Source organism: Hydrogenophaga sp., from assembly GCF_018780385.1.
Taxonomy (GTDB): Bacteria; Pseudomonadota; Gammaproteobacteria; order Burkholderiales; family Burkholderiaceae_C; genus Hydrogenophaga.
Window position 1 is genome coordinate 1 of the sequence record NZ_JADMJO010000153.1, and the last position, 19,930, is coordinate 19,930.

At 64.5% G+C, this 19,930-nt stretch carries 27 protein-coding genes; 1 reads left to right on the plus strand and 26 read right to left on the minus strand.

Annotated features, from left to right (window positions below; translation table 11 throughout):
- The 7 genes from tatC to hisI form a co-directional block, all read right to left on the minus strand.
- Positions 1-617 (minus strand): twin-arginine translocase subunit TatC (tatC, locus tag IV113_RS25385; protein ID WP_291091103.1); only part of this gene is annotated, 617 nt, incomplete at its 3' end.
- Positions 617-1,108, minus strand: coding sequence for a Sec-independent protein translocase protein TatB (gene tatB / locus IV113_RS25390; protein WP_291091105.1), 492 nt, complete (start codon positions 1,106-1,108; stop codon positions 617-619). The genes tatC and tatB, both read right to left, overlap by 1 nt.
- Before the next feature lie 93 nt (positions 1,109-1,201).
- Complete coding sequence (gene tatA, locus IV113_RS25395) at positions 1,202-1,444, minus strand: Sec-independent protein translocase subunit TatA (RefSeq protein WP_056273193.1); 243 nt, start codon at positions 1,442-1,444, stop codon at positions 1,202-1,204.
- 132 nt (positions 1,445-1,576) lie between these two features.
- Positions 1,577-1,939, minus strand: coding sequence for a histidine triad nucleotide-binding protein (locus IV113_RS25400; RefSeq protein WP_291091107.1), 363 nt, complete (start codon positions 1,937-1,939; stop codon positions 1,577-1,579).
- A 22-nt stretch (positions 1,940-1,961) separates the two neighbouring features.
- A complete protein-coding gene (locus IV113_RS25405) occupies positions 1,962-2,351 on the minus strand; it encodes a hypothetical protein (RefSeq protein WP_291091109.1) in 390 nt (129 codons plus the stop codon).
- 12 nt (positions 2,352-2,363) lie between these two features.
- A complete protein-coding gene (locus tag IV113_RS25410) occupies positions 2,364-2,744 on the minus strand; it encodes a phosphoribosyl-ATP diphosphatase (RefSeq protein ID WP_291091110.1) in 381 nt (126 codons plus the stop codon).
- 7 nt (positions 2,745-2,751) lie between these two features.
- Positions 2,752-3,150, minus strand: coding sequence for a phosphoribosyl-AMP cyclohydrolase (hisI, locus tag IV113_RS25415; RefSeq protein ID WP_291091146.1), 399 nt, complete (start codon positions 3,148-3,150; stop codon positions 2,752-2,754).
- A gap of 124 nt (positions 3,151-3,274) precedes the next feature.
- Between hisI and IV113_RS25420 the strand changes: the two genes are divergently transcribed.
- Positions 3,275-3,769 (plus strand): LapA family protein, encoded by a 495-nt coding sequence (locus IV113_RS25420; protein ID WP_291091112.1) that lies wholly within the window; start codon positions 3,275-3,277, stop codon positions 3,767-3,769.
- Positions 3,770-3,779: 10 nt separating this feature from the next.
- Here the strand turns inward: IV113_RS25420 and hisF are convergent, their stop codons facing one another.
- From hisF to IV113_RS25515, 19 genes are all read right to left on the minus strand, one after another.
- A complete protein-coding gene (hisF, locus tag IV113_RS25425) occupies positions 3,780-4,559 on the minus strand; it encodes an imidazole glycerol phosphate synthase subunit HisF (RefSeq protein WP_291091114.1) in 780 nt (259 codons plus the stop codon).
- Between the two features lie 2 nt (positions 4,560-4,561).
- A complete protein-coding gene (gene hisA / locus IV113_RS25430) occupies positions 4,562-5,302 on the minus strand; it encodes a 1-(5-phosphoribosyl)-5-[(5-phosphoribosylamino)methylideneamino]imidazole-4-carboxamide isomerase (protein WP_291091116.1) in 741 nt (246 codons plus the stop codon).
- A gap of 18 nt (positions 5,303-5,320) precedes the next feature.
- Positions 5,321-5,980: an imidazole glycerol phosphate synthase subunit HisH gene (gene hisH, locus IV113_RS25435; RefSeq protein ID WP_291091118.1), complete on the minus strand. Its 660-nt coding sequence runs from the start codon at positions 5,978-5,980 to the stop codon at positions 5,321-5,323.
- Between the two features lie 13 nt (positions 5,981-5,993).
- On the minus strand, positions 5,994-6,623 hold the full coding sequence (hisB, locus tag IV113_RS25440; RefSeq protein ID WP_291091120.1) for an imidazoleglycerol-phosphate dehydratase HisB: 630 nt from the start codon (positions 6,621-6,623) through the stop codon (positions 5,994-5,996).
- Positions 6,620-7,687 (minus strand): histidinol-phosphate transaminase, encoded by a 1,068-nt coding sequence (gene hisC / locus IV113_RS25445; protein WP_291091148.1) that lies wholly within the window; start codon positions 7,685-7,687, stop codon positions 6,620-6,622. The genes hisB and hisC overlap by 4 nt, the downstream gene beginning before the upstream one ends.
- A gap of 17 nt (positions 7,688-7,704) precedes the next feature.
- Entirely contained in the window at positions 7,705-9,096 is a 1,392-nt protein-coding gene (gene hisD / locus IV113_RS25450; RefSeq protein WP_291091122.1) for a histidinol dehydrogenase, read from the minus strand.
- Entirely contained in the window at positions 9,093-9,743 is a 651-nt protein-coding gene (gene hisG / locus IV113_RS25455; RefSeq protein WP_291091124.1) for an ATP phosphoribosyltransferase, read from the minus strand. Before hisG ends, hisD begins: the two co-directional genes overlap by 4 nt.
- Positions 9,740-11,020, minus strand: coding sequence for a UDP-N-acetylglucosamine 1-carboxyvinyltransferase (gene murA, locus IV113_RS25460; protein ID WP_291091126.1), 1,281 nt, complete (start codon positions 11,018-11,020; stop codon positions 9,740-9,742). Before murA ends, hisG begins: the two co-directional genes overlap by 4 nt.
- 14 nt (positions 11,021-11,034) lie before the next feature.
- Complete coding sequence (locus IV113_RS25465) at positions 11,035-11,274, minus strand: BolA family protein (RefSeq protein ID WP_291091129.1); 240 nt, start codon at positions 11,272-11,274, stop codon at positions 11,035-11,037.
- A gap of 2 nt (positions 11,275-11,276) precedes the next feature.
- Entirely contained in the window at positions 11,277-12,032 is a 756-nt protein-coding gene (locus IV113_RS25470) for an ABC transporter permease (RefSeq protein WP_291091131.1), read from the minus strand.
- Positions 12,029-12,967, minus strand: a complete 939-nt coding sequence (locus IV113_RS25475) for an ABC transporter ATP-binding protein (RefSeq protein WP_291091133.1) — start codon at positions 12,965-12,967, stop codon at positions 12,029-12,031. Before IV113_RS25475 ends, IV113_RS25470 begins: the two co-directional genes overlap by 4 nt.
- 137 nt (positions 12,968-13,104) lie before the next feature.
- Positions 13,105-13,401 carry an STAS domain-containing protein gene (locus IV113_RS25480; protein WP_291091136.1) on the minus strand — a complete coding sequence of 99 codons (297 nt, stop codon included), beginning with the start codon at positions 13,399-13,401 and terminating at the stop codon, positions 13,105-13,107.
- A gap of 4 nt (positions 13,402-13,405) precedes the next feature.
- Complete coding sequence (locus IV113_RS25485; RefSeq protein WP_291091150.1) at positions 13,406-14,029, minus strand: ABC transporter substrate-binding protein; 624 nt, start codon at positions 14,027-14,029, stop codon at positions 13,406-13,408.
- Between the two features lie 117 nt (positions 14,030-14,146).
- Positions 14,147-14,881: a VacJ family lipoprotein gene (locus IV113_RS25490; RefSeq protein WP_291091138.1), complete on the minus strand. Its 735-nt coding sequence runs from the start codon at positions 14,879-14,881 to the stop codon at positions 14,147-14,149.
- A gap of 108 nt (positions 14,882-14,989) precedes the next feature.
- Positions 14,990-15,469, minus strand: coding sequence for an outer membrane lipid asymmetry maintenance protein MlaD (gene mlaD / locus IV113_RS25495; RefSeq protein ID WP_056273247.1), 480 nt, complete (start codon positions 15,467-15,469; stop codon positions 14,990-14,992).
- A 19-nt stretch (positions 15,470-15,488) separates the two neighbouring features.
- Positions 15,489-16,271 carry a lipid asymmetry maintenance ABC transporter permease subunit MlaE gene (gene mlaE, locus IV113_RS25500; RefSeq protein WP_291086998.1) on the minus strand — a complete coding sequence of 261 codons (783 nt, stop codon included), beginning with the start codon at positions 16,269-16,271 and terminating at the stop codon, positions 15,489-15,491.
- Positions 16,268-17,104, minus strand: coding sequence for an ABC transporter ATP-binding protein (locus IV113_RS25505; RefSeq protein ID WP_291091141.1), 837 nt, complete (start codon positions 17,102-17,104; stop codon positions 16,268-16,270). Before IV113_RS25505 ends, mlaE begins: the two co-directional genes overlap by 4 nt.
- 86 nt (positions 17,105-17,190) lie before the next feature.
- The gene (locus tag IV113_RS25510) at positions 17,191-18,657 is read right to left on the minus strand and encodes a glutamate synthase subunit beta (RefSeq protein WP_291091143.1); all 1,467 of its coding nucleotides are present in this window, start codon (positions 18,655-18,657) and stop codon (positions 17,191-17,193) included.
- Positions 18,658-18,683: 26 nt separating this feature from the next.
- Positions 18,684-19,930, minus strand: a 1,247-nt coding sequence (locus IV113_RS25515) for a glutamate synthase-related protein (RefSeq protein WP_291091144.1), incomplete at its 5' end; no start/stop codon positions are given.

The following is a 19,930-nucleotide window of genomic DNA, read 5'->3' on the forward strand; positions in this document are numbered from 1 at the left end:
TAGCCGCGGAACTCCTTGAGCTTCTGCACCGTCACCATGTTCATCTTGACCAGCAACACCACCACGATGGGCACCTGAAACGCCAGACCAAACGCGAGGTAAAGCGAGAGGATGGCCTCCACATACGAGGCGATGTCGGGCGTGGCCGCCACACTGGCCGGCGTGAACTGCTGGATGAATCCAAACATCTTGTCGAGCACGAAGAACTGCACGAAGGCGATGCCCACGTAAGCCAGCAGGCTTCCCAGCACGATCAACGGGATGGCGAAACGCTTCTCATGGCTATAGAGGCCGGGAGCCACAAAGGCCCACACCTGGTACATCCACCACGGTAACGACAGCAACAGCGCGGCCATGGCCAGCACCTTGATCGGCACGAAGAACGGCGAAAACACGCCCACCGCGATCAACTTCGCGTCGGGCGGCATGTGCGCGCGGATAGGCACCGCGATCAGGTCGATCAAGCCGCTGGGGCCGGGCCAGAAGGCCAGCAAGGCCATGCAGATCGCAAGCCCGATCACCCCATAAAGCAACCTGTCCCGCAGCTCCATGAGATGCTGCACGAACGGTTGTTCTGAACCGGCGAGTTCGTCGGTGGTTTTATCGGTGTCGGACATCAGCGGGGAGCAGAAGAGGAGCGTGGCCGAAAACGGGCCACGCGGGCCGCGCCGGATTGGGTGCGTGTGCGCACCCCGGTGCGGGCCTTGTACCACTGGGGCATGGCTTTCTGCTTGAGCCGCCAGTTCTTTTTCGGGTGTTTGTAAACGGGGGGTTCGAGCGAACCCAGGGCGTCGCTGGAGCCGTAGGAACTGCTGCTTCCGTCGAGCCCCGCCGTGGCGTCGGACCAGGACTTCTCGAAATCGCTGGCACCACTCTGGACCGACTGCTCGACATCGCGTGCAGCGCTGGTCACTGTGTCCTTCATTTTCTTGAGCTCTTCGAGCTCCATGGAGCGACTGACCTCGGACTTCACGTCGGCAACATAACGCTGCGCTTTGCCCAGAAGGGCCCCGACGGTGCGCGCCACACGCGGCAGCTTTTCGGGGCCGATGACGATCAGCGCCACGGCCCCGATGAGGGCGAGTTTGGAAATGCCCAAATCAATCATGTGTCGGCCATCCTGCGGGCGAGTTCGAGCTCTGGAAGAGCCTGGAGGTGGGCGCTCGGGCAGCGATGGTGGTCACCGCAGCGCACGGAGAGATCAGCTTTTTTGCTTGGCTTCGACGTCGATGGCGTTTTTATCAGCGCGGGTTTCCTGGGTCACCTGGCTTGCTGGCGCCGCATTCGCATCAGCGGGGTTCTGGCCGCCTTCCTTGATGCCATCCTTGAAGCCTTTGACGGCACCCCCCAGGTCGGAGCCGATGTTCTTGAGCTTCTTGGTGCCGAAGACCATCACCACGATGAGCAGCACGATGAGCCAATGCCAGATAGAAAACGAACCCATGGTTTACTCCAGATATTGAGGTGTCGCGCAGTGCGCTGTGGGTGGGATTCTAAGCCCGTGCAGTAGTTCAAGCCCTGTGAGCAAGCAATTCCAGCACCGGCGCAATGGGACGCCGTACCGGGTGCTGGACGATCAGCCTCGCAACCAGGGCCTGGGACCGCCCATCACGTGAACGTGAAGGTGGTGCACCTCCTGCCCACCCTCGGTGCCGGTGTTGCACACCATGCGAAAGCCACCCTCAGGATACGGATTGCACCCGAGCTCCATGGCCAGTTTCGGCGCCAGCACCATCAGGCGGCCCATGAGCCTTTCGTGCTCAGGTCCAAGCTGTGCCATGGACGCAAGGTGCAACTTGGGCACCAGCAGGAAGTGCACGGGTGCCCAAGGGTGGATGTCATGAAAAGCGAAGAGGTCTTCGTCTTCATACACCTTCTTTGAGGGAATCTGGCCTGCAATGATCTTGCAGAAGATGCAGTTCGGGTCGTGCGCGGTCATGTCGAATACAGGTGTGGCAGGTTCAATCGGGCATGGGCTGGCTGGCGTTCATGCGCACCATGCCCTTGACGATGCGGTACAGGAACCAGATGGAGATGAGTCCCCACGCGATCCAGCCGGGGACGAAGAAGAGCAGCCACAACGGCAATGTGACCAGGTAGAGCACGGCGGCCCAGATCACCGTGCGGATGCGCCACGAAAAATGACTGGCCTGCCACGTGCCTTCTGCATCGCTTTTTTTCAACAGATCGATGACCAGTGCCACGATCAGCAAGGCCACGCCGGGTTGGGTACCGGGCAACACCGCACCCACGGCCACGATGAGGTGCAGGATGTAGCTGACCCAACCCACGGTCTTGAGGGACTGGGCTCGTTCGTTGTCGACCGGCTCGACGTCGATGATGTCGCTCATGGCGGGGTCCTTTCAGTTGGCTTCGGGTCCAGGCGCCGCTTCGCGCGCGAGCACCTTGCGCATGGCCTTCTCTTCCAGGCCGCCAAGACCTTCACGGCGCACCAGCTCGGCCACCACATCGGCCGGGCCGAGGTTGTAGTGGGCCAGCGCGATCAAGCAGTGGAACCAGAGGTCGGCCGTTTCGTTCACGAGCTTCTGCGGATCCCCACCGTGGTCCAGGTCCTTGGCGGCCATCACAGCCTCGGTGGCTTCTTCACCGATTTTTTTGAGGAAGCTGTCGGGCCCCTTGTGCAGCAGCCGGGCCACATAGCTTTTCTCGGGGTCGCCGCCGTTGGCCGGCTTGCGGCTTTCGATCACAGCGGCCAGACGCGCCAGGTCATCGGTGGGGTTCATCGTTGGCTCACTTGTAGATCGATTCGGGGTCTTTGAGCACAGGCTCGACCGCCTGCCACTGGTCTTTTTCCAGGCGCTGAAAAAAACAGCTGTGGCGACCGGTGTGGCACGCAATGCCAGGCTCGTGACCCAGCTGGGTGACCTTGAGCAGCACCACGTCGCTGTCGCAGTCGATGCGGATGTCGTGCACGGTCTGCACATGGCCCGACTCTTCGCCCTTGAACCACAGCTTGTTGCGGGAGCGGCTGAAATACACCGCACGACCGAGTTCTGCGGTTTTTTGCAGCGCCTCGCGGTTCATCCAGGCAAACATGAGCACATCGCCCGTGGCCGCTTCCTGCGCGATCACGGGCACGAGGCCCTGCGCGTCCCATTTCACATCGTCCAACCAGTTCATCCGGGGAATCTACCATGGGCATTTGCAGGACCGCGCGGCAGTCTGGGCAAAGCCGCTACGATGAAGCCGGTTCTGACAAGACCGATGCCAACCCGATCTCTTGCCACCGCGCCGCCCGCGCAAAGGAACCCTCATGAAACTCCGCACCCTGCTTCTCGTTCTCTTCATTCTGCTGGTCGCCGGATTCGTGGCGCTCAACTTCGCCCAGATCCTGCAACCCACCGCGTTGAATTTCGGCTTCACCGAGGTGCAGGCACCGCTGGGCCTGGTGCTGCTGGGCATGCTGGCACTGGTGCTCGTGGTGTTTCTCGCTGCGCTCGTTTTCCAGCAAACGACGCACATGATGGAAGTGCGCCGCGTCACCCGCGAAGCCTCGGAGCAACGCACCCTGGCCGACAAGGCCGAGGCCTCGCGTTTCACCGAACTGCGCACCTTCCTGCAAGCCGAGATGCAAGCCACGGCGGCGCGTGAAATTGATCTGGCCGAGAAGCTGCACCAGAAGGTGGACCGCCTGCAGGCGGCCATGACCGAGGTGATCGAACAGAACGGCAACGGCTTGAGCGCGAGCCTGGGCGAGCTGGAAGACCGCCTGGAGCGGCAGTTTCAGCCGCGCAGCGATCGCATCTGACCGCAACGGCTCAGAGCCGGACCGGGATGCCGCGTTCGGCCATGCGGGCCTTGGCCTGGGCCACGGTGAATTCACCGTAATGAAAGATGCTGGCGGCCAGCACGGCGTCGGCACCACCCTGCTGCACGCCGTCGGCCAGGTGGTCAAGATTGCCGACGCCACCGGAGGCGATCACCGGCACGTCCACCGCATCAGCCACCGCGCGTGTGAGCGCCAGATCGAAGCCCGACTTGGTGCCGTCACGGTCCATGCTGGTGAGCAGGATCTCGCCAGCGCCATGTTCGGCCATCTGCCGGGCCCAGGCCACGGCATCCAGACCGGTGTTTTTGCGCCCACCGTGGCTGTACACGTCCCAGCCCTCACCGCGCAGCGCCAGATCGTCCCCGTGGCGGCGCTTGGCGTCGATGGCCACCACGATGCACTGCGCGCCGTATTTCGCCGAGGCATCGCGGATCACTTGCGGATTGGCAATGGCCGCCGAGTTGAAACTGGTCTTGTCGGCGCCGGCATTGAGCAGACGGCGCACATCTTCCACGGTGCGCACGCCACCACCCACGGTGAGCGGAATGAAGACCTGCGAGGCCACGGCTTCGATGATGTGCAGGATCAGGTCCCGTCCGTCGCTTGTTGCCGTGATGTCCAGGAACGTGAGTTCGTCGGCGCCCTGCTCGTTGTAGCGCGCCGCGATCTCCACCGGGTCGCCCGCGTCGCGCAGTTCCACGAAGTTGACGCCCTTGACGACGCGGCCGCCGGTCACGTCGAGGCAGGGAATGATGCGCTTGGCGAGCATGCTCAACCGTTCAAGTCGTCAGCGAGTTGCTGCGCAGCTTCAAAATCCAGATCGCCGCTGTAGATCGACCGACCGCAGATCACGCCCTCCACGCCCTCCTCTTCCACTGCACACAGCGCGCGGATGTCCTCCAGATTGGACAGGCCGCCTGAGGCGATGACAGGTATCGACAACGCCTGCGCCAGCTTCACCGTGGCGTCGATGTTGATGCCCGAGAGCATGCCGTCGCGGCCGATGTCGGTGTAGATGATGCCTTCGACACCGTAGTCCTCGAACTTCTTGGCCAGGTCCACCACCTCGTGGCCGGTGAGCTTGCTCCAGCCATCGGTGGCGACCTTGCCGTCCTTGGCGTCCAGGCCCACGATGATGTGGCCGCCGAACGCAGTGCACGCATCCTGCAGGAAACCGGGGTTCTTGACCGCTGCGGTGCCGATGATCACGTAGCGCAGGCCGGCATCGAGGTAACGCTCGATGGTGTCGAGGTCGCGGATGCCGCCGCCGAGCTGCACGTCCACCTCGGAGCCCACCTCTTTCAGGATGGCGCGTATGGCCTGTTCGTTCTTCGGTTTGCCGGCGAAGGCACCATTGAGGTCCACCAGGTGCACGCGGCGCGCACCCTTGTCGACCCAGCTGCGCGCGATGGCGGCCGGGTCTTCACCGAACACGGTGGATTGGTCCATGTCGCCCTGTTTGAGGCGAACGCACTGGCCGTCTTTCAGATCAATGGCAGGAATCAGCAGCATGATGGTGTGGTGAAAGGCCTAGGGTTTCCAGGAGAGGAAGTTGCGGTAGAGCGCCAGCCCCTGGTCGGCGCTTTTCTCGGGGTGAAACTGGGTGGCAAAGATGTTGTCGCGGGCAATGGCGGCGGCGAAGCGGCCACCATAGTCGGCTTCGCCCACGCAGTGCAAGGCCTGGGCGGGGCGAGCATAAAAGCTGTGCACGAAATAAAAATAGGAGCCATCCCCGATGCCGGCCCACAGCGGGTGCACCGGGCGCCCCAATTCGTGGAACACCGGGTTCCAGCCCATCTGCGGCACCTTGAATCGGCTGCCATCGGCCTGTAGACGGCCTTCCAGCCGAAAGCGCACCACTTCGCCGGCAATCAGGCCCAGTCCGTCGGTCGGACCTTCCTCGCTGCGGTCAAGCAGCATCTGCATGCCCACGCACACGCCGAACAGCGGCTTGTTGGCTGCCGCGTGCAGCACGGCGTCTTTCAGTCCGGAGGCGGCGAGCTCGCTCATGCAGTCGGCCATGTGGCCTTGACCGGGCAACACCACACGGTCGGCGTCGAACACGTCTTGCGCACGCGAGGTGACCAGCACCTCCACGTCTTCGGTGCGTGCCACATGTTGCACGGCCTGCGACACGGAGCGCAGGTTGCCGCTGCCGTAGTCCACCACGGCGACTGTCTTGCGTTTCATGGCCGGGAAGGGGTTACAGCGAACCTTTGGTCGAGGGAATCACGTCGCCCATGCGCGGGTCGCGCTCCAGAGCCATGCGAACGGCGCGGGCAAATGCCTTGAACACGGTTTCGGCCTGGTGATGGGCGTTTTCGCCGTGCAGGTTGTCGATGTGCAGCGTCACACCCGCGTGGTTGACGAAACCCTGGAAGAATTCGAAGGCGAGTTGGGTGTCGAAACCGCCGACCATGCCGCTCTTGAACGGAACGCGCATGTGCAGGCCCGGGCGGCCCGAGAAGTCGATGACGACGCGCGAGAGCGCTTCGTCCAGGGGCACATAGGCATGGCCGTAACGGCGGATGCCCTTCTTGTCGCCCACGGCCTGCGCAAAAGCCTGGCCGAGCGTGATGCCCACGTCTTCCACCGTGTGGTGTCCGTCGATGTGCAGGTCGCCCAGGGCTTTGATCTCGAGGTCGATCAGCCCGTGGCGGGCGATCTGGTCGAGCATGTGATCAAAGAACCCGATGCCGGTGGACAGCGTGGCGGCTCCCGTGCCGTCGAGGTTGACACGCACGCCGATCTGCGTTTCCGAGGTGTTGCGCTGCACGAACGCCACGCGGTCATGGGTTCCTGCGGGGGCGGATGCGGAAGGCGTGGAAGTCATGGAGTGGTTTGGAGGGCGCGGATCAGCGAGGCATTTTCCGACGGTGTGCCCACCGTCAGCCGCAGACAGTGCGTCAGCAGTGGGTGCATTTTAGAAACATTCTTCACCAGAATGCTCTGGGCTTTCAGGTGGTCAAAACAACGTTGCGCATCGGGCACACGCACCAGCACCATGTTGGCTTCGCTGGGGAACGGCTGAAAACCCGGCATCTGGCGCAGTGCGTCGATCAACACGGCGCGTTGCTCGCAGATCTGCACAGCCTGCTGCGCGAACACGTCGGCGTGCTCCAGCGCGAAAAGCGCGCATTCGGCATTGAGCACGCTCACGTTGTACGGCGGGCGCAGCTTGTCGACTTCGTGCACCAGCGCCTGGGCGCCCAGCATGTAGCCCAGCCGCACGCCGGCCAGGCCGAACTTGGAGAGCGTGCGCATGAGCAGCACGTTGGCATTCGCGGCAGGCTCTTTGCGTATCTCGTCGAGCCAGCTCAGGCTGGAAAACGGCTGGTAAGCCTCGTCCATGATCACCAGGCCACCGAAAGTCGCGGCCTCGGCGATCAGGCGGCGGATGGCGTCCGCGTTCCAGAGGTTGGCCGTGGGGTTGTTGGGGTAGGCGATGTAGGTGATGGCGGGCTGATGTTCGCGCATCGCGGCCAGCATGGCGGATTCGTCGAGTTCGAAATCGGCCGTGAGCGGCACGCCAACGAACTTCAGGCCCTGCAGCTGCGCGCTCATGGCGTACATCACGAAGCCCGGCAACGGGGCGAGGACGGACGCGCCCGGCAGGTCGCAGGCCAGGGTCAGCAGCGAAATGAGTTCGTCTGAACCGTTGCCCAGCATCAAACTGCACCCCGCCGGCAAGTCCACATACCGGACCAGGGCGGCCTTGAGGTCCTCGATGCTCGGACCGGGGTAGCGATTCACGGCCACGGCGCCCAGGCGCGCCCCGAGCGCGGCCTGCAACTCTGGGGGCAGCGCGAACGGGTTCTCCATCGCGTCGAGCTTGACCATGCCGGCAGCGTCCTGCACGGCGTAGGCGTGCATCGACTGCACGTCCTGGCGGATCATGTCCAGTGGGTTGGCGCTCACGGAGTCGCCCGCATCGGTGGCACCTCGTCCAGCCGCATCTCGGCCGCACGCGCGTGCGCCTGCAGGCCTTCGCCATAAGCCAGCTCGGCGGCAATCAGCCCCAGGCTCTGAGCGCCGGCCTGGCTCACCTCGATCAAGCTGCTGCGCTTCTGGAAGTCGTACACGCCCAGCGGGGAACTGAAACGCGCGGTACCGCTGGTGGGCAGCACGTGGTTGGGGCCGGCGCAGTAGTCGCCCAGGCTTTCGCTGGTGTAGGCGCCCAGGAAGATGGCGCCAGCGTGCTTGAGCAACGGCTCCCAGCGGTGCGGGTCGCTGCTGGACACCTCGAGGTGTTCGGGCGCAATGCGGTTGCTGATGGCGCAGGCCTCTTCCATGCTGCGGGTGTGGATCAGCGCGCCGCGGTCGTTCAGGCTCCTGGCGATGATGGCCGCGCGCGGCATGGTGTTCAGCAGGCGGTCGATGGCGGCCTGCACCGCGTCGATGTAGGCCGCGTCCGGGCACAGCAGGATGCTTTGCGCGAGTTCGTCGTGTTCGGCTTGGCTGAACAGGTCCATGGCCACCCACTCGGCCGGCGTGCTGCCATCGGCCAGCACGAGGATTTCGCTGGGGCCGGCGATCATGTCGATGCCCACGGTGCCGAACACACGCTTCTTGGCGCTGGCAACAAAGGCGTTGCCGGGGCCGGTGATCTTGTCGACCTTGGGCACGGTGGCCGTGCCATAGGCCAAGGCAGCCACGGCCTGCGCGCCGCCGATGGTGAAGGCGCGCGTGACGCCCGCCACAAAGGCCGCCGCCAGCACGAGGTCGTTGCGCTCGCCACGCATGGCGGTGGCCGCGCCGCTGCCACCCGTGGCCACGCTGCCGCGCACCGGCGTGGGCACCACCATGATGATTTCCTGCACGCCGGCCACGTGCGCGGGCACGGCGTTCATGATCAGGCTCGACGGATAGGCCGCCTTGCCGCCGGGCACGTAGATGCCCACGCGGTCCAGTGGCGTGACCTTCTGGCCCAGCAGCGTGCCGTCGTCGTCGCGGTAGCTCCAGCTCTCGCCGCCGGCCTTCTTCTGGGCTTCGTGGTAGCTGCGCACGCGGCGCGTGGCAGCCTGCAGGGCCTCGCGCTGGGCGGCCGGCAGACCATCGAAGGCGGCTTTGAAATCGGCCTGGGTGAGTTCGAGATCGGCCATGTTGCTCGCGGCCAGACCGTCGAAGCGCGCCGTGTACTCGAGCACCGCCGCGTCCCCACGCTTGCGCACATCGGCCAGGATGTCGGCCACGCGCTGCTCGATCGCGCCATCGGTCTCCGCCGACCAATGCAGCCGGGCCGCAAACTGCGCCTCGTAATCGGCGTCGGTGGTGGACAGGCGGGCGGGACGGGCGGTGAAGGTCATGCGGGTGAGCCTTGCTCGATGGCTTGCGCAAAGGCGTTGATGATGGGGCGGATGGCGGCCTGCTTGAGCTTGAGCGAGGCCTGATTGACGACCAGCCGGGCGCTGATGTCCATGATGCGTTCGACCTCGACCAGGTGGTTGGCCTTGAGCGTGTTGCCGGTGGACACGAGGTCGACGATGGCGTCGGCCAGGCCGGTCAGTGGGGCCAGCTCCATGCTGCCGTAGAGCTTGATCAGGTCCACGTGCACACCCTTGGAGGCGAAAAATTCGCGCGCGATGTGGGTGTACTTGGTGGCCACCTTCAGGCGCGAGCCCTGGCGCACGGCCGAGGCGTAGTCGAAATCGGCGCGCACGGCCACGCTGACGCGGCAGCGCGAGATGTTGAGGTCCAGCGGCTGGTACAAGCCCTGGCCGCCGTGCTCGATCAGCGTGTCCTTGCCGGTCACGCCCAGATCGGCGCCACCGTGCTCCACATAGGTCGGCACATCGCTGGCGCGAACCAGCACCACACGCACCTGCGGGTTGCTGGTGGCGAGGATCAGCTTGCGCGACTTCTCGGGGTCTTCCAACACCTCGATGCCTGCGGCCTTGAGCAGCGGCAATGTCTCGTCGAAGATGCGGCCTTTGGACAGGGCGAGGGTGATCATTTCACTCTTTCAATGTCGGCGCCGATGCCACGCAGTTTTTCTTCCATCTGGTCGTAACCCCGATCCAGGTGGTAGATGCGGTCGACGATGGTTTCACCCTCGGCCACCAGGCCGGCGATCACCAGGCTGGCCGAGGCCCGCAGGTCGGTGGCCATGACAGTGGCGCCCGACAGCCGCGAGATGCCCTCGACCACCGCCACCTTGCCGTCGGTCTGGATATGCGCACCCAGTCGCACCAACTCGTTCACGTGCATGAAACGGTTTTCGAAGATGGTTTCGGTGACCTTGCTGGTGCCTTCGGCAATGCAGTTGAGCACCATGAACTGGGCCTGCATGTCGGTGGGAAAGCCCGGGTACTCGGTGGTGCGAAAGCTCTGGGCCTTCATGCGACCGGTGGCCCGCACGCGAATGAAATCACCGCCAGCGTCCTTGCCGGCTTCGATCTCCGCCCCGGCCTCATGCAACTTGTCGATCACCGCGTCGAGGTGATCGGCGCGGCCGTGACGCAGCACCACGTCACCCCCTGTGGCGGCCACCGCACAGAGGAAGGTGCCGGTCTCGATGCGATCGGCCACCACCTGGTGGGTGCAACCGTGCAGGCGCTCCACCCCCTGGACGTGGATGCGGCTGGTGCCGTGGCCTTCGATCTTCGCGCCCATGGCGATCAGCATCTCGGCCAGGTCACCGATCTCGGGCTCCTGCGCGGCGTTCTCCAGCAGCGTCTCGCCCTCGGCCAGCGCGGCGGCCATGAGGAAGTTCTCGGTGCCGGTCACGGTCACCATGTCGGTGGCGATGCGCGCGCCGTGCAGGCGCGTCTTGCCCGCCGGCAGCTTGGCAACCATGTAACCGTGCTCCACCACGATCTCGGCACCCATGGCCTGCATACCTTTGATGTGCTGGTCCACCGGACGCGAGCCGATGGCGCAACCACCTGGCAGCGACACGCGGGCGTGCCCGAAGCGCGCGAGCAGCGGCCCAAGCACGAGCACCGAAGCGCGCATGGTCTTGACCAGCTCATACGGCGCTTCAGCCTGGATGGGATCGGCCGCCTGAAGCGTGATGCCGCCACGATCGCCATGGGTCTGCGTCTGCACACCCATGTTGTCGAGCAGTTGACGCATGGTGGCCACGTCGCGCAAGCGCGGCACGTTGTTCAGGATCACCGGCTCGGAAGTGAGCAGCGCAGCGCACAACTCGGGCAGCGCGGCGTTCTTGGCACCGGAGATGGTCACCTCGCCATGGAGGGTACGGCCACCCGTGATTCGGAGTTTGTCCATGGCTGGCTATCGGTTCAGGGTTGGGCCGCCCATTCGGCCGGCGTGTAGGTCTTCATCGACAAGGCGTGCACCTCGTCGTTCTGGATGCGCGCGCCCAGCGTGCCGTACACGGCCTGGTGGCGCTTGATCAGGCGCAGGCCTTCGAACGCGGGCGAGACGATCACGGCGGCCCAATGGCGACCATCGCCGGTGACTTCGATGTGCTCGCACGGCAGGCCAGCGGCAATGAGGGTTTGCAATTGTTCAGCGGTCATGTCTAGTGGCGAATTTTGTAGCCGGTCTTGAGCAGGTGCAGCGCGATCGCGCTCACGATGGCGAGTGCCCCGCCCACCAGGGCCAGGCTGATCCAGGGCGACACGTCGCTGACACCGAAAAAGCCATAGCGGAAGCCGTCGATCATGTAGAAAAACGGATTGAGATGGCTCACCTTCTGCCAGAACTCAGGCAGGGAGTGGATCGAGTAGAACACGCCCGAGAGGAAGGTCATGGGCACGATGATGAAGTTCTGGAACGCGGCCATCTGGTCGAACTTTTCGGCCCACAGACCGGCGATCAACCCCAGCGCGCCCAGCAGTGCCGCGCCCATGAAGCCGAACACAAGGATCCACAGCGGCGCCACCATCGACGGCTGGGCAAACCACCAGGTCACCGCCATCACGCCCAGACCCACGGCCAGACCTCGCACGATGGACGAGCCCACGTAGGCGACGAACCAGGCGCGGTGCGACAGTGGCGTGAGCAGCAGAAACACGAGGCTGCCCATGATCTTGCTCTGGACCAACGAAGACGAGCTGTTCGCGAACGCGTTCTGCAGCACGCTCATCATGACCAGGCCGGGGAGCAAAAAGGCGGTGTAGCTCACCGAGTCGTAGACCTGCACCCGGTCTTCGAGCACGTGGCCAAAGATCATCAGGTACAGGATGGCGGTGATCACGGGGGCCGCCACAGTCTGGAAGCCGACCTTCCAGAAACGCAGCACTTCCTTGTAGAACAGGGTTTGCCAACCGGTCATGCTGGCACCTTCACCTGGGCGGCCGCGCGAGGTTGCGCGCCCGTCAAATCCAGAAACACGTCTTCAAGATCGGCCTTGCGGATTTCGATGTCTTCGGGAACCACGCCGGCCTCGCGCAGGCGCGCCAGGATGCGCTCGACCGCGAGCGCGTCGTTGGCCGGCAGTTGCACCACGCGGCCGGTGACGCGCGCCTGCACCGCGAGATCGGTCGGCAGAGTCGCGTCGGTCTTGAAGCGCAGCACGTTGGACGCGGCGCGCGCCAGCAGGGCGGAGGTCGATTCGAGGGCCACCACCCTGCCCTGCTTGAGCATGGCGATGCGCCCGCACAGGGCTTCGGCCTCTTCCAGGTAGTGCGTGGTCAGCAGCACGGTGCTGCCCAGGCGTTTGTTCAGATCGGAAATGAAATGCCACAGGGTCTGGCGCAACTCCACGTCCACGCCCGCGGTGGGTTCGTCGAGCACGATCACGGGTGGCTTGTGCACCAAAGCCTGCGCGATCAAGACCCGGCGCTTCATGCCGCCGGAGAGCTGGCGCATGTTGGCATTGGCTTTGTCCGTGAGGCCCAGACCTTCCAGCAGTTCGTCGATCCAGGCGTCGTTGCGCTGGATGCCGAAATAGCCGGACTGGATGCGCAGGGCTTCGCGCACGTTGAAGAACGGGTCGAACACCAGTTCCTGGGGCACCACACCGAGCTGGCGACGAGCGGCCTGGTAGTCGGTCTGCACGTCGCAGCCATGCACCAGCACACGGCCTGACGTGGCGCGAGCCAGTCCGGCCAGGATGCTGATCAGGGTGGTCTTGCCAGCGCCGTTGGGCCCGAGCAGGCCGAAGAACTCACCGGCCTCGATGTCAAACGACACCGACTGCAGGGCCTGCACGGCGCCACGCGAGGACGGGTAGCTTTTGAAAACGTCAGAGAAGGAAACTGCGGGCATGCGCGGGGAAAACCACTGAGGTCATTGGCCGCGCACAGGACATCTGGCAGCGGTTGGGAACCGCGTATTTTATGCCCGGTGGGTTGCCCGCACTGCGCACGGGACAAGGGCCGGCGCCAAGTGCGATCGCCGAGCCCTCAGGGCGCGAGCAGGTCGCCCACCCCGTACAGGCCCATGAGGTCCTCCAACCGTGTTGGCCAGTGGCTCACCTGCAGGGTCTTGCCTTCGGCGCGAAGCTGACGACGCAACTCCAGCAGAACGGCCACCGCCGACGAGTCGAACACGCGCAGCGAAGCGGCGTCGAGCATCACCACCGGGCCGGATTGCTGCGCAAGAGCCAACTTCAGCTCCATCAAGGTCTTGCCGGCTTCCGCCAGAGTGACCTGCGCGGGCAGGGCCGCGGGCACCGCGGCCGTGGACATGGCAGTCGTCACGGGATCAGTTGGTCTTGGCGACGTTGGACTTGTTGCGCTGGACCAGCGACGCGATCAGGCCGTCGATGCCCTTGGCGTTGATCTCTTGCGCGAACTGGGTGCGGTAGGTTTCCACCAGCCAGACGCCGAGCACGTTGATGTCGTAGATTTTCCAGCCGCCAGCCGTCTTTTCCATGCGGTAGTCAAGCTGGATCGGGTCGCCCTTGCCGCGCACTTCGGAGCGCACCACCACCTCGGTGTCTTCGGGCTTGGAGCGCATCGGTTTGAAGGTCACGGTCTGATCCTTCACCTCGCCGAGCGCGCCGGAGTAGGTGCGCACCAGCAGGATCTTGAACTCGTCCTGCAGTTGTTTTTGCTGCTCGGGCGTGGCCTGACGCCAGAAGCGGCCCACCGCCGAGGACGTCATGCGGGTGAAGTTGACGCTGGGCAGGATTTTGGTGTCGACCAGCGCCACGATGCGGTTCACATCACCGGCCTGGATGGCGGGATCGGCCTTCACTGAGGCCAGCACGTCACTGGAAAGGCGCTTGACCAAGGCATCGGGTGCTTCGTCCTGCGCGATGGCAGGCACGGACATCACACCGGCGGCGGTGATCACAAGGGCGGTGAGCCAGGAGCGGCGTTTCATCATGAGTTTTTTCCTTTCGCGGCCAGAGGCCCTGCTGCAGACAATGCAGCGTAATTCATCAGAACGGTACGAATATGAAGCAGTTCCACTTCATTCGTTGCGATACGTATCAGCGCGTCACTGATCGCCGCCCAGACCGATCCCCTTGTCGATCATGTCGTCGATCTGGCTTTGACGGCGGTTGAGGTAGAGATCGCGGGTGAAGCTGTATTTGTCGAGCGCAGCGTCTTCCAACAGCGATGACGCTCGCAGAAGGCCTGCACGGGTGTCGACGACACGCAGCGCGGTGAGCGCGTTGCGCGCCGACACATCGTTCATGCCCGAGACCAGGTCCACGCTCATGTCGACCACCAAGCCGGTGCCATCCCGCACCGACGAGGGGCCGAAAATCGGCAGTACCAGGTAGGCGCCCGCTGGTGCACCCCAGCGGCCCAGGGTCTGGCCGAAGTCCAGGCGGGTGCGCGGGATGCCGGCTTCGGTGGCAATGTCGAGCAAGCCCGCCAGACCGAACACCGAGTTGACGCTGAAACGCATCAGGTTTTCAGTGGCTTCGCGGGGACGGAGCTGGAACGCCGCATTGGCCGACGACCAGAGGTCACCGATGTTGCTGAAGAAGTTGCTCACGCCGGTTTGCACCGGGCTGGGTGTGACGTCTTTGTAAACAGTGGCCACCGGCTTGAGCACCGCCGTGTCCACCGCGTCGTTGAAGCGGTAGACCCCGCGGTTGAACGGCTCCAGCGGGTCGCGTGGGTTGGCGTCGGGGCCGGTGGCGCAGCCAGTCAGCAAGGCCAACGCAATGCCGCCCGTCAGCAGGCCTGTGGACCGACTGATCTTGGCGAATGTGTCTTTCATCTTGGAACCCCCTGGGCGCAACGCCCGAATCGTTGTTGCTTGAGCACCCTGCATTCTTGTCAGGTTGCAGCGTCTTGTCTGAGCGCTCCGCCAAAGGCCCTGTTGGGCTTACTCGGCGGGTTTCGCATCGCCACTGTCGGCGGCCTTGCTGAACAGGAACTGGCTGATCAGGTTCTCCAGGATCACCGCCGATTGGGTCTGCGTGATCACGGCGCCCGCGGCGATGTTCTCGGCGTCACCGCCGGGCTCGATGCCGATGTACTGCTCGCCCAGCAGACCGCTGGTGAGGATCTTGAGCGAGCTGTCCTTGGGAAAGGCGTAGCGCGATTCGAGTGCCAGCGTGATGTTGGCCTGGAAGGTCTTGTCATCGAAGGTGATGGACTCCACCCGACCCACCACCACGCCCGCGCTGCGCACGGCGGCCTTGGGCTTGACGCCACCGGCGTTGTCAAAGCGCCCCACCACCTGGTAGGTCTTCTCGAAGTTCAGGCTGAGCAGGTTGGCCGACTGCAGGGCCAGGAACAGGATGGCCGCTGCGCCGATCAGCACGAACAGGCCGACCCAGATGTCGTTTTTGGAAGTTTGCATGTTGATCTCCGGGTAACGCTCAGATGCTGAACATCGTGGCGGTGAGAATGAAGTCCAGCGCCAGCACGGTGAGCGAGGCCATCACCACGGTGCGGGTGGTGGCGCGTGAAACGCCTTCGGGCGTGGGGTGTGCGCTGTAGCCCTGGAGCAAGGCGATGAAGGTCACGGCGAAACCGAACACCACGCTCTTGACGACGCCGTTGCCCACATCGGCCCAGACGTCCACACCGGCCTGCGTCTGGCTCCAGAAGGCGCCCCCGTCCAGGCCGAGCATGAGCACGCCCACCACCCAGCCACCGATCACGCCCACCGCGCTGAAGATGCCGGCGAGCAGGGGCATGGCGATCACGCCGGCCCAGAAACGCGGGGCCAGCACGCGGCGCACCGGGTCCACCGCCATCATTTCCATGGCGCTGAGTTGTTCACCGGCTTTCATGAGGCCGATCTCGGCCGTGAGCGAGGTGCCGGCGCGACCGGCAAACAGGAGCGCCGTGATCACGGGGCCGAGTTCACGCACCAGCGAGAGCGTGACCAGCAGGCCCAGCGCTTCGGTGGCGCCGTAGATGCGCAGCGTGTAGTAGCCCTGCAGGCCGAGCACGAAGCCCACGAACAGGCCCGAGACACCGATGATGGCCAGCGAGTGGTTGCCCAGGAAGTGGATCTGGTCGCGCAGCAGCACCGGGCGGCGCAGGGACGCGCCCAGCAGCCACAGCAGGCGCGCCATCAGGCGCGTGCCGGTACCGATGTCGGTGATCTGGCTGCGCACCGCGAAGCCCAGGCGAGAGATCCACATCAACGTCATACCAGCTCAATCCCGAGGGGGTTGTGCCCGTCGCCGAAGTCATCTTCGAGACTGGGGCCAGGGTGATGGAAGCGCACGGGGCCATCGGGCAAGGCATTGACGAACTGTTTGACCAGCGGGTCTTCGCTGTGGCGCACCTCGTCGGGCGTGCCCTGGGCGGCAATCTTGCCGTTGGCCAGCACGATGACCTGGTCGGCGATGTGGAAGGTCTCGTCCAGGTCGTGCGAGACCACGATGCTGGTCAAGCCCATGGCGTCGTTGAGCTGGCGGATCAACCGGGCGGCGGTGCCCAGCGAGATCGGGTCGAGGCCGGCAAAGGGTTCGTCGTACATCACGAGTTCGGGGTCGAGTGCGATGGCGCGGGCCAGTGCCACGCGCCGGGCCATGCCGCCCGAGAGTTCGCTGGGCATGAGGTCGCGCGCACCGCGCAGGCCCACCGCGTTGAGCTTCATCAGCACGATGTCGCGCACCAGCGGTGGCGGCAGATCGGTGTGTTCGCGCAGCGGAAAGGCGACGTTGTCGAACACACTCATGTCGGTGAACAGCGCGCCAAACTGGAACAGCATGCCCATGCGCCGGCGTGCGGCGTACAAGGCCTCAGATCGCATGACGGTCACGTCCTGGCCGTCGAACAGGGTCTGGCCTTTCTGTGCGCGCAGTTGCCCGCCAATCAGGCGCAGCACCGTGGTCTTGCCGCCACCAGACGCGCCCATGAGTGCCGTGACCTTGCCGCGAGGCACGGTCAGCGTGATGTTGTCGAGGATGGCGCGCTCGCCGTACCCGAAGGTGAGGTTGCGCAGTTCGACCAGGGGAGGCGTGGAATCGATGGGCATCAAACAAAAACCGGGCAGTGGGTGCCCGGTCGTTGAATGATAAGGGATTCGGGGTAAACCCGAGTCCGGTGGTGCTGCGCCAGCTTTCAGCGCGGCAGGTCGGAGAAGCCCATGAGGAATTCGTCGACCGACCGAGCGGCTTGTCTGCCCTCGCGGATCGCCCAGACCACCAGGCTCTGGCCGCGGCGCATGTCGCCGGCGGCGAACACCTTGGGCACGTTGGTGGCGTAGCCGCCGGTGAATTCGGTGCTGGCCTTGGCGTTGCCCCGGCCATCCTTGTCCACGCCGAAGCCGTCCAGGATGCTGGCGACCGGGTTCACGAAACCCATGGCCAGGAGCACCAGGTCGGCCTTGTACTCCTTTTCGGTACCCGGGATCTCGACCAGCTTGCCGTCTTTCATGTCGACTTGCACGGTGGTCAAGCCGGTGACCTTGCCCTTGTCGCCCTTGAACTCCTTGGTGGAGATGGCGAACTCGCGGGTGCAGCCTTCTTCGTGGCTGGAACTGGTGCGCAACTTGAGCGGCCAGTACGGCCACACCAGAGGCTTGTTTTCCTCTTCCGGCGGCTGGGGCATCACCTCGAACTGGGTCACGCTGACGGCACCGTGGCGGTTGCTCGTGCCCACGCAGTCGGAGCCGGTGTCGCCGCCACCGATCACGATGACGTGTTTGCCCTCGGCGCGCAGCTGGCTCTTGACCTTGTCGCCCGCATTCACCTTGTTCTGCTGTGGCAGGAACTCCATCGCGAAATGGATGCCGTCGAGGTCGCGGCCGGGCACCGGCAGGTCGCGGCTTTGCTCGGAGCCGCCGGTCAGCAACACGGCGTCAAAGTCCTTTTTCAGCTGTTCGGGGGTGATGGTTTCCTTGGCCCAGTTGGTGACCTTGCTGTCCTTGGGCAGCGAGCCGACCATCACGCCGGTGCGGAACACCACACCTTCGGCTTCCATCTGCGCCACGCGGCGGTCGATGTGGGTCTTCTCCATCTTGAAGTCGGGGATGCCGTAGCGCAGCAGCCCGCCCACGCGGTCGTTCTTCTCGAACAGCGTCACGTCGTGGCCAGCGCGCGCGAGCTGCTGGGCCGCGGCCATGCCGGCCGGGCCGGAGCCCACCACAGCGACCTTTTTACCGGTCTTGTGGCGCGGTGGCTGCGGCTGCACCCAGCCCTCGGCCCAAGCGCGGTCGATGATGGCGTGTTCGATGGATTTGATGCCCACCGGATCGTCGTTCACGTTGAGCGTGCAGGCGGCCTCGCAGGGCGCGGGGCAGATGCGGCCGGTGAACTCGGGGAAGTTGTTGGTGCTGTGCAGCACGGTGATCGCGTTCTTCCAGTCGCCCTGGTACACCAGGTCGTTGAAGTCCGGAATGATGTTGTTGACCGGGCAGCCGCTGTTGCAGAACGGCGTGCCGCAGTCCATGCAGCGCGCGGCCTGCACCTTGGATTGCTGGTCATCCAGCGCAACAACGAATTCCTTGTAGTGCTTCAGGCGCTCCGGCACGGGCTTGTAGCCCTCTTCCAGACGCTCGTATTCCATGAAGCCGGTGACTTTTCCCATGATGCGTGTCCTTCGATTGCGTTGGCTTATTTGGCGGCGACGGTGGCTTTTTTCGCCGTGGCCTGGGCCTTGGTGGTCGCCTCGGCAGCATTCTTGCGGGCGTGGATTTCGCCGAGGGCGCGTTTGTACTCGTTCGGGAAGACCTTCACGAACTTGTCACGCGCCTGCGCCCAGGTGTCGAGCAGCTCGCGTGCGCGCTTGCTGCCGGTCCAGCGGTTGTGCTCCTCGAGCAGCTTTTTCAGCTGCGTCTCGTCGCTCAGGCCACGGTGCCAGATGGCGGGGTCCATGGTGGCCTCCTGCTCCTTGGCGGGCAGCACTTTTTCCATGCTGACCATGGCCATGTTGCAGCGTTTGGCGAACTGGCCGTCTTCGTCGTACACATAGGCCACACCACCGCTCATGCCAGCGGCGAAGTTGCGCCCGGTCTTGCCCAGCACCACCACGGTGCCGCCGGTCATGTATTCACAGCCGTGGTCGCCCGTGCCTTCCACCACCGCGGTGGCGCCCGAGAGGCGCACCGCAAAGCGCTCGCCGGCCACGCCGCTGAAGAAGGCTTCACCGGTGGTGGCACCGTACATCACGGTGTTGCCCACGATGATGTTGCGAGCTGCCTCGCCTCGGAAATCAATGCTGGGTCGCACCACCACACGGCCACCCGAAAGGCCTTTGCCGGTGTAGTCGTTGGCGTCGCCGATCAGGTACAGCGTGATGCCCTTGGCCAGGAAAGCGCCAAACGACTGACCGCCCGTGCCTTCGAGCTGGATGCGGATGGTGTCGTCAGGCAGGCCTTCGGGGTGCAGCTTGGTGAGAGCGCCCGAGAGCATGGCGCCCACCGAACGGTTGACGTTGCGCGCCACCTCGATGAACTGCACGCGTTCGCCCTTGTCGAGCGCTGCACGCGACTTGGCGATCAGGATGTTGTCCAGCGCTTTGTCCAGGCCGTGTTCCTGCTGTTGCGTGTGCAGGCGCGGCACGTCGGCAGGCACATTGGGCAAGGCCAGCAGGCGGCTGAAATCGAGGCCGCGCGCTTTCCAGTGTTCGATACCCTGTTTCATGTCGAGCAGATCGGCGCGGCCGATCAGGTCGTCGAACTTGCGGATGCCCAGCTGGGCCATGATCTGGCGCACTTCTTCGGCAATGAAGAAGAAGTAGTTCACCACGTGTTCGGGCTTGCCGCTGAATTTCTTGCGCAGCGCCGGGTCTTGCGTGGCCACGCCCACCGGGCAGGTGTTGAGGTGGCACTTGCGCATCATGATGCAGCCCTCGACCACCA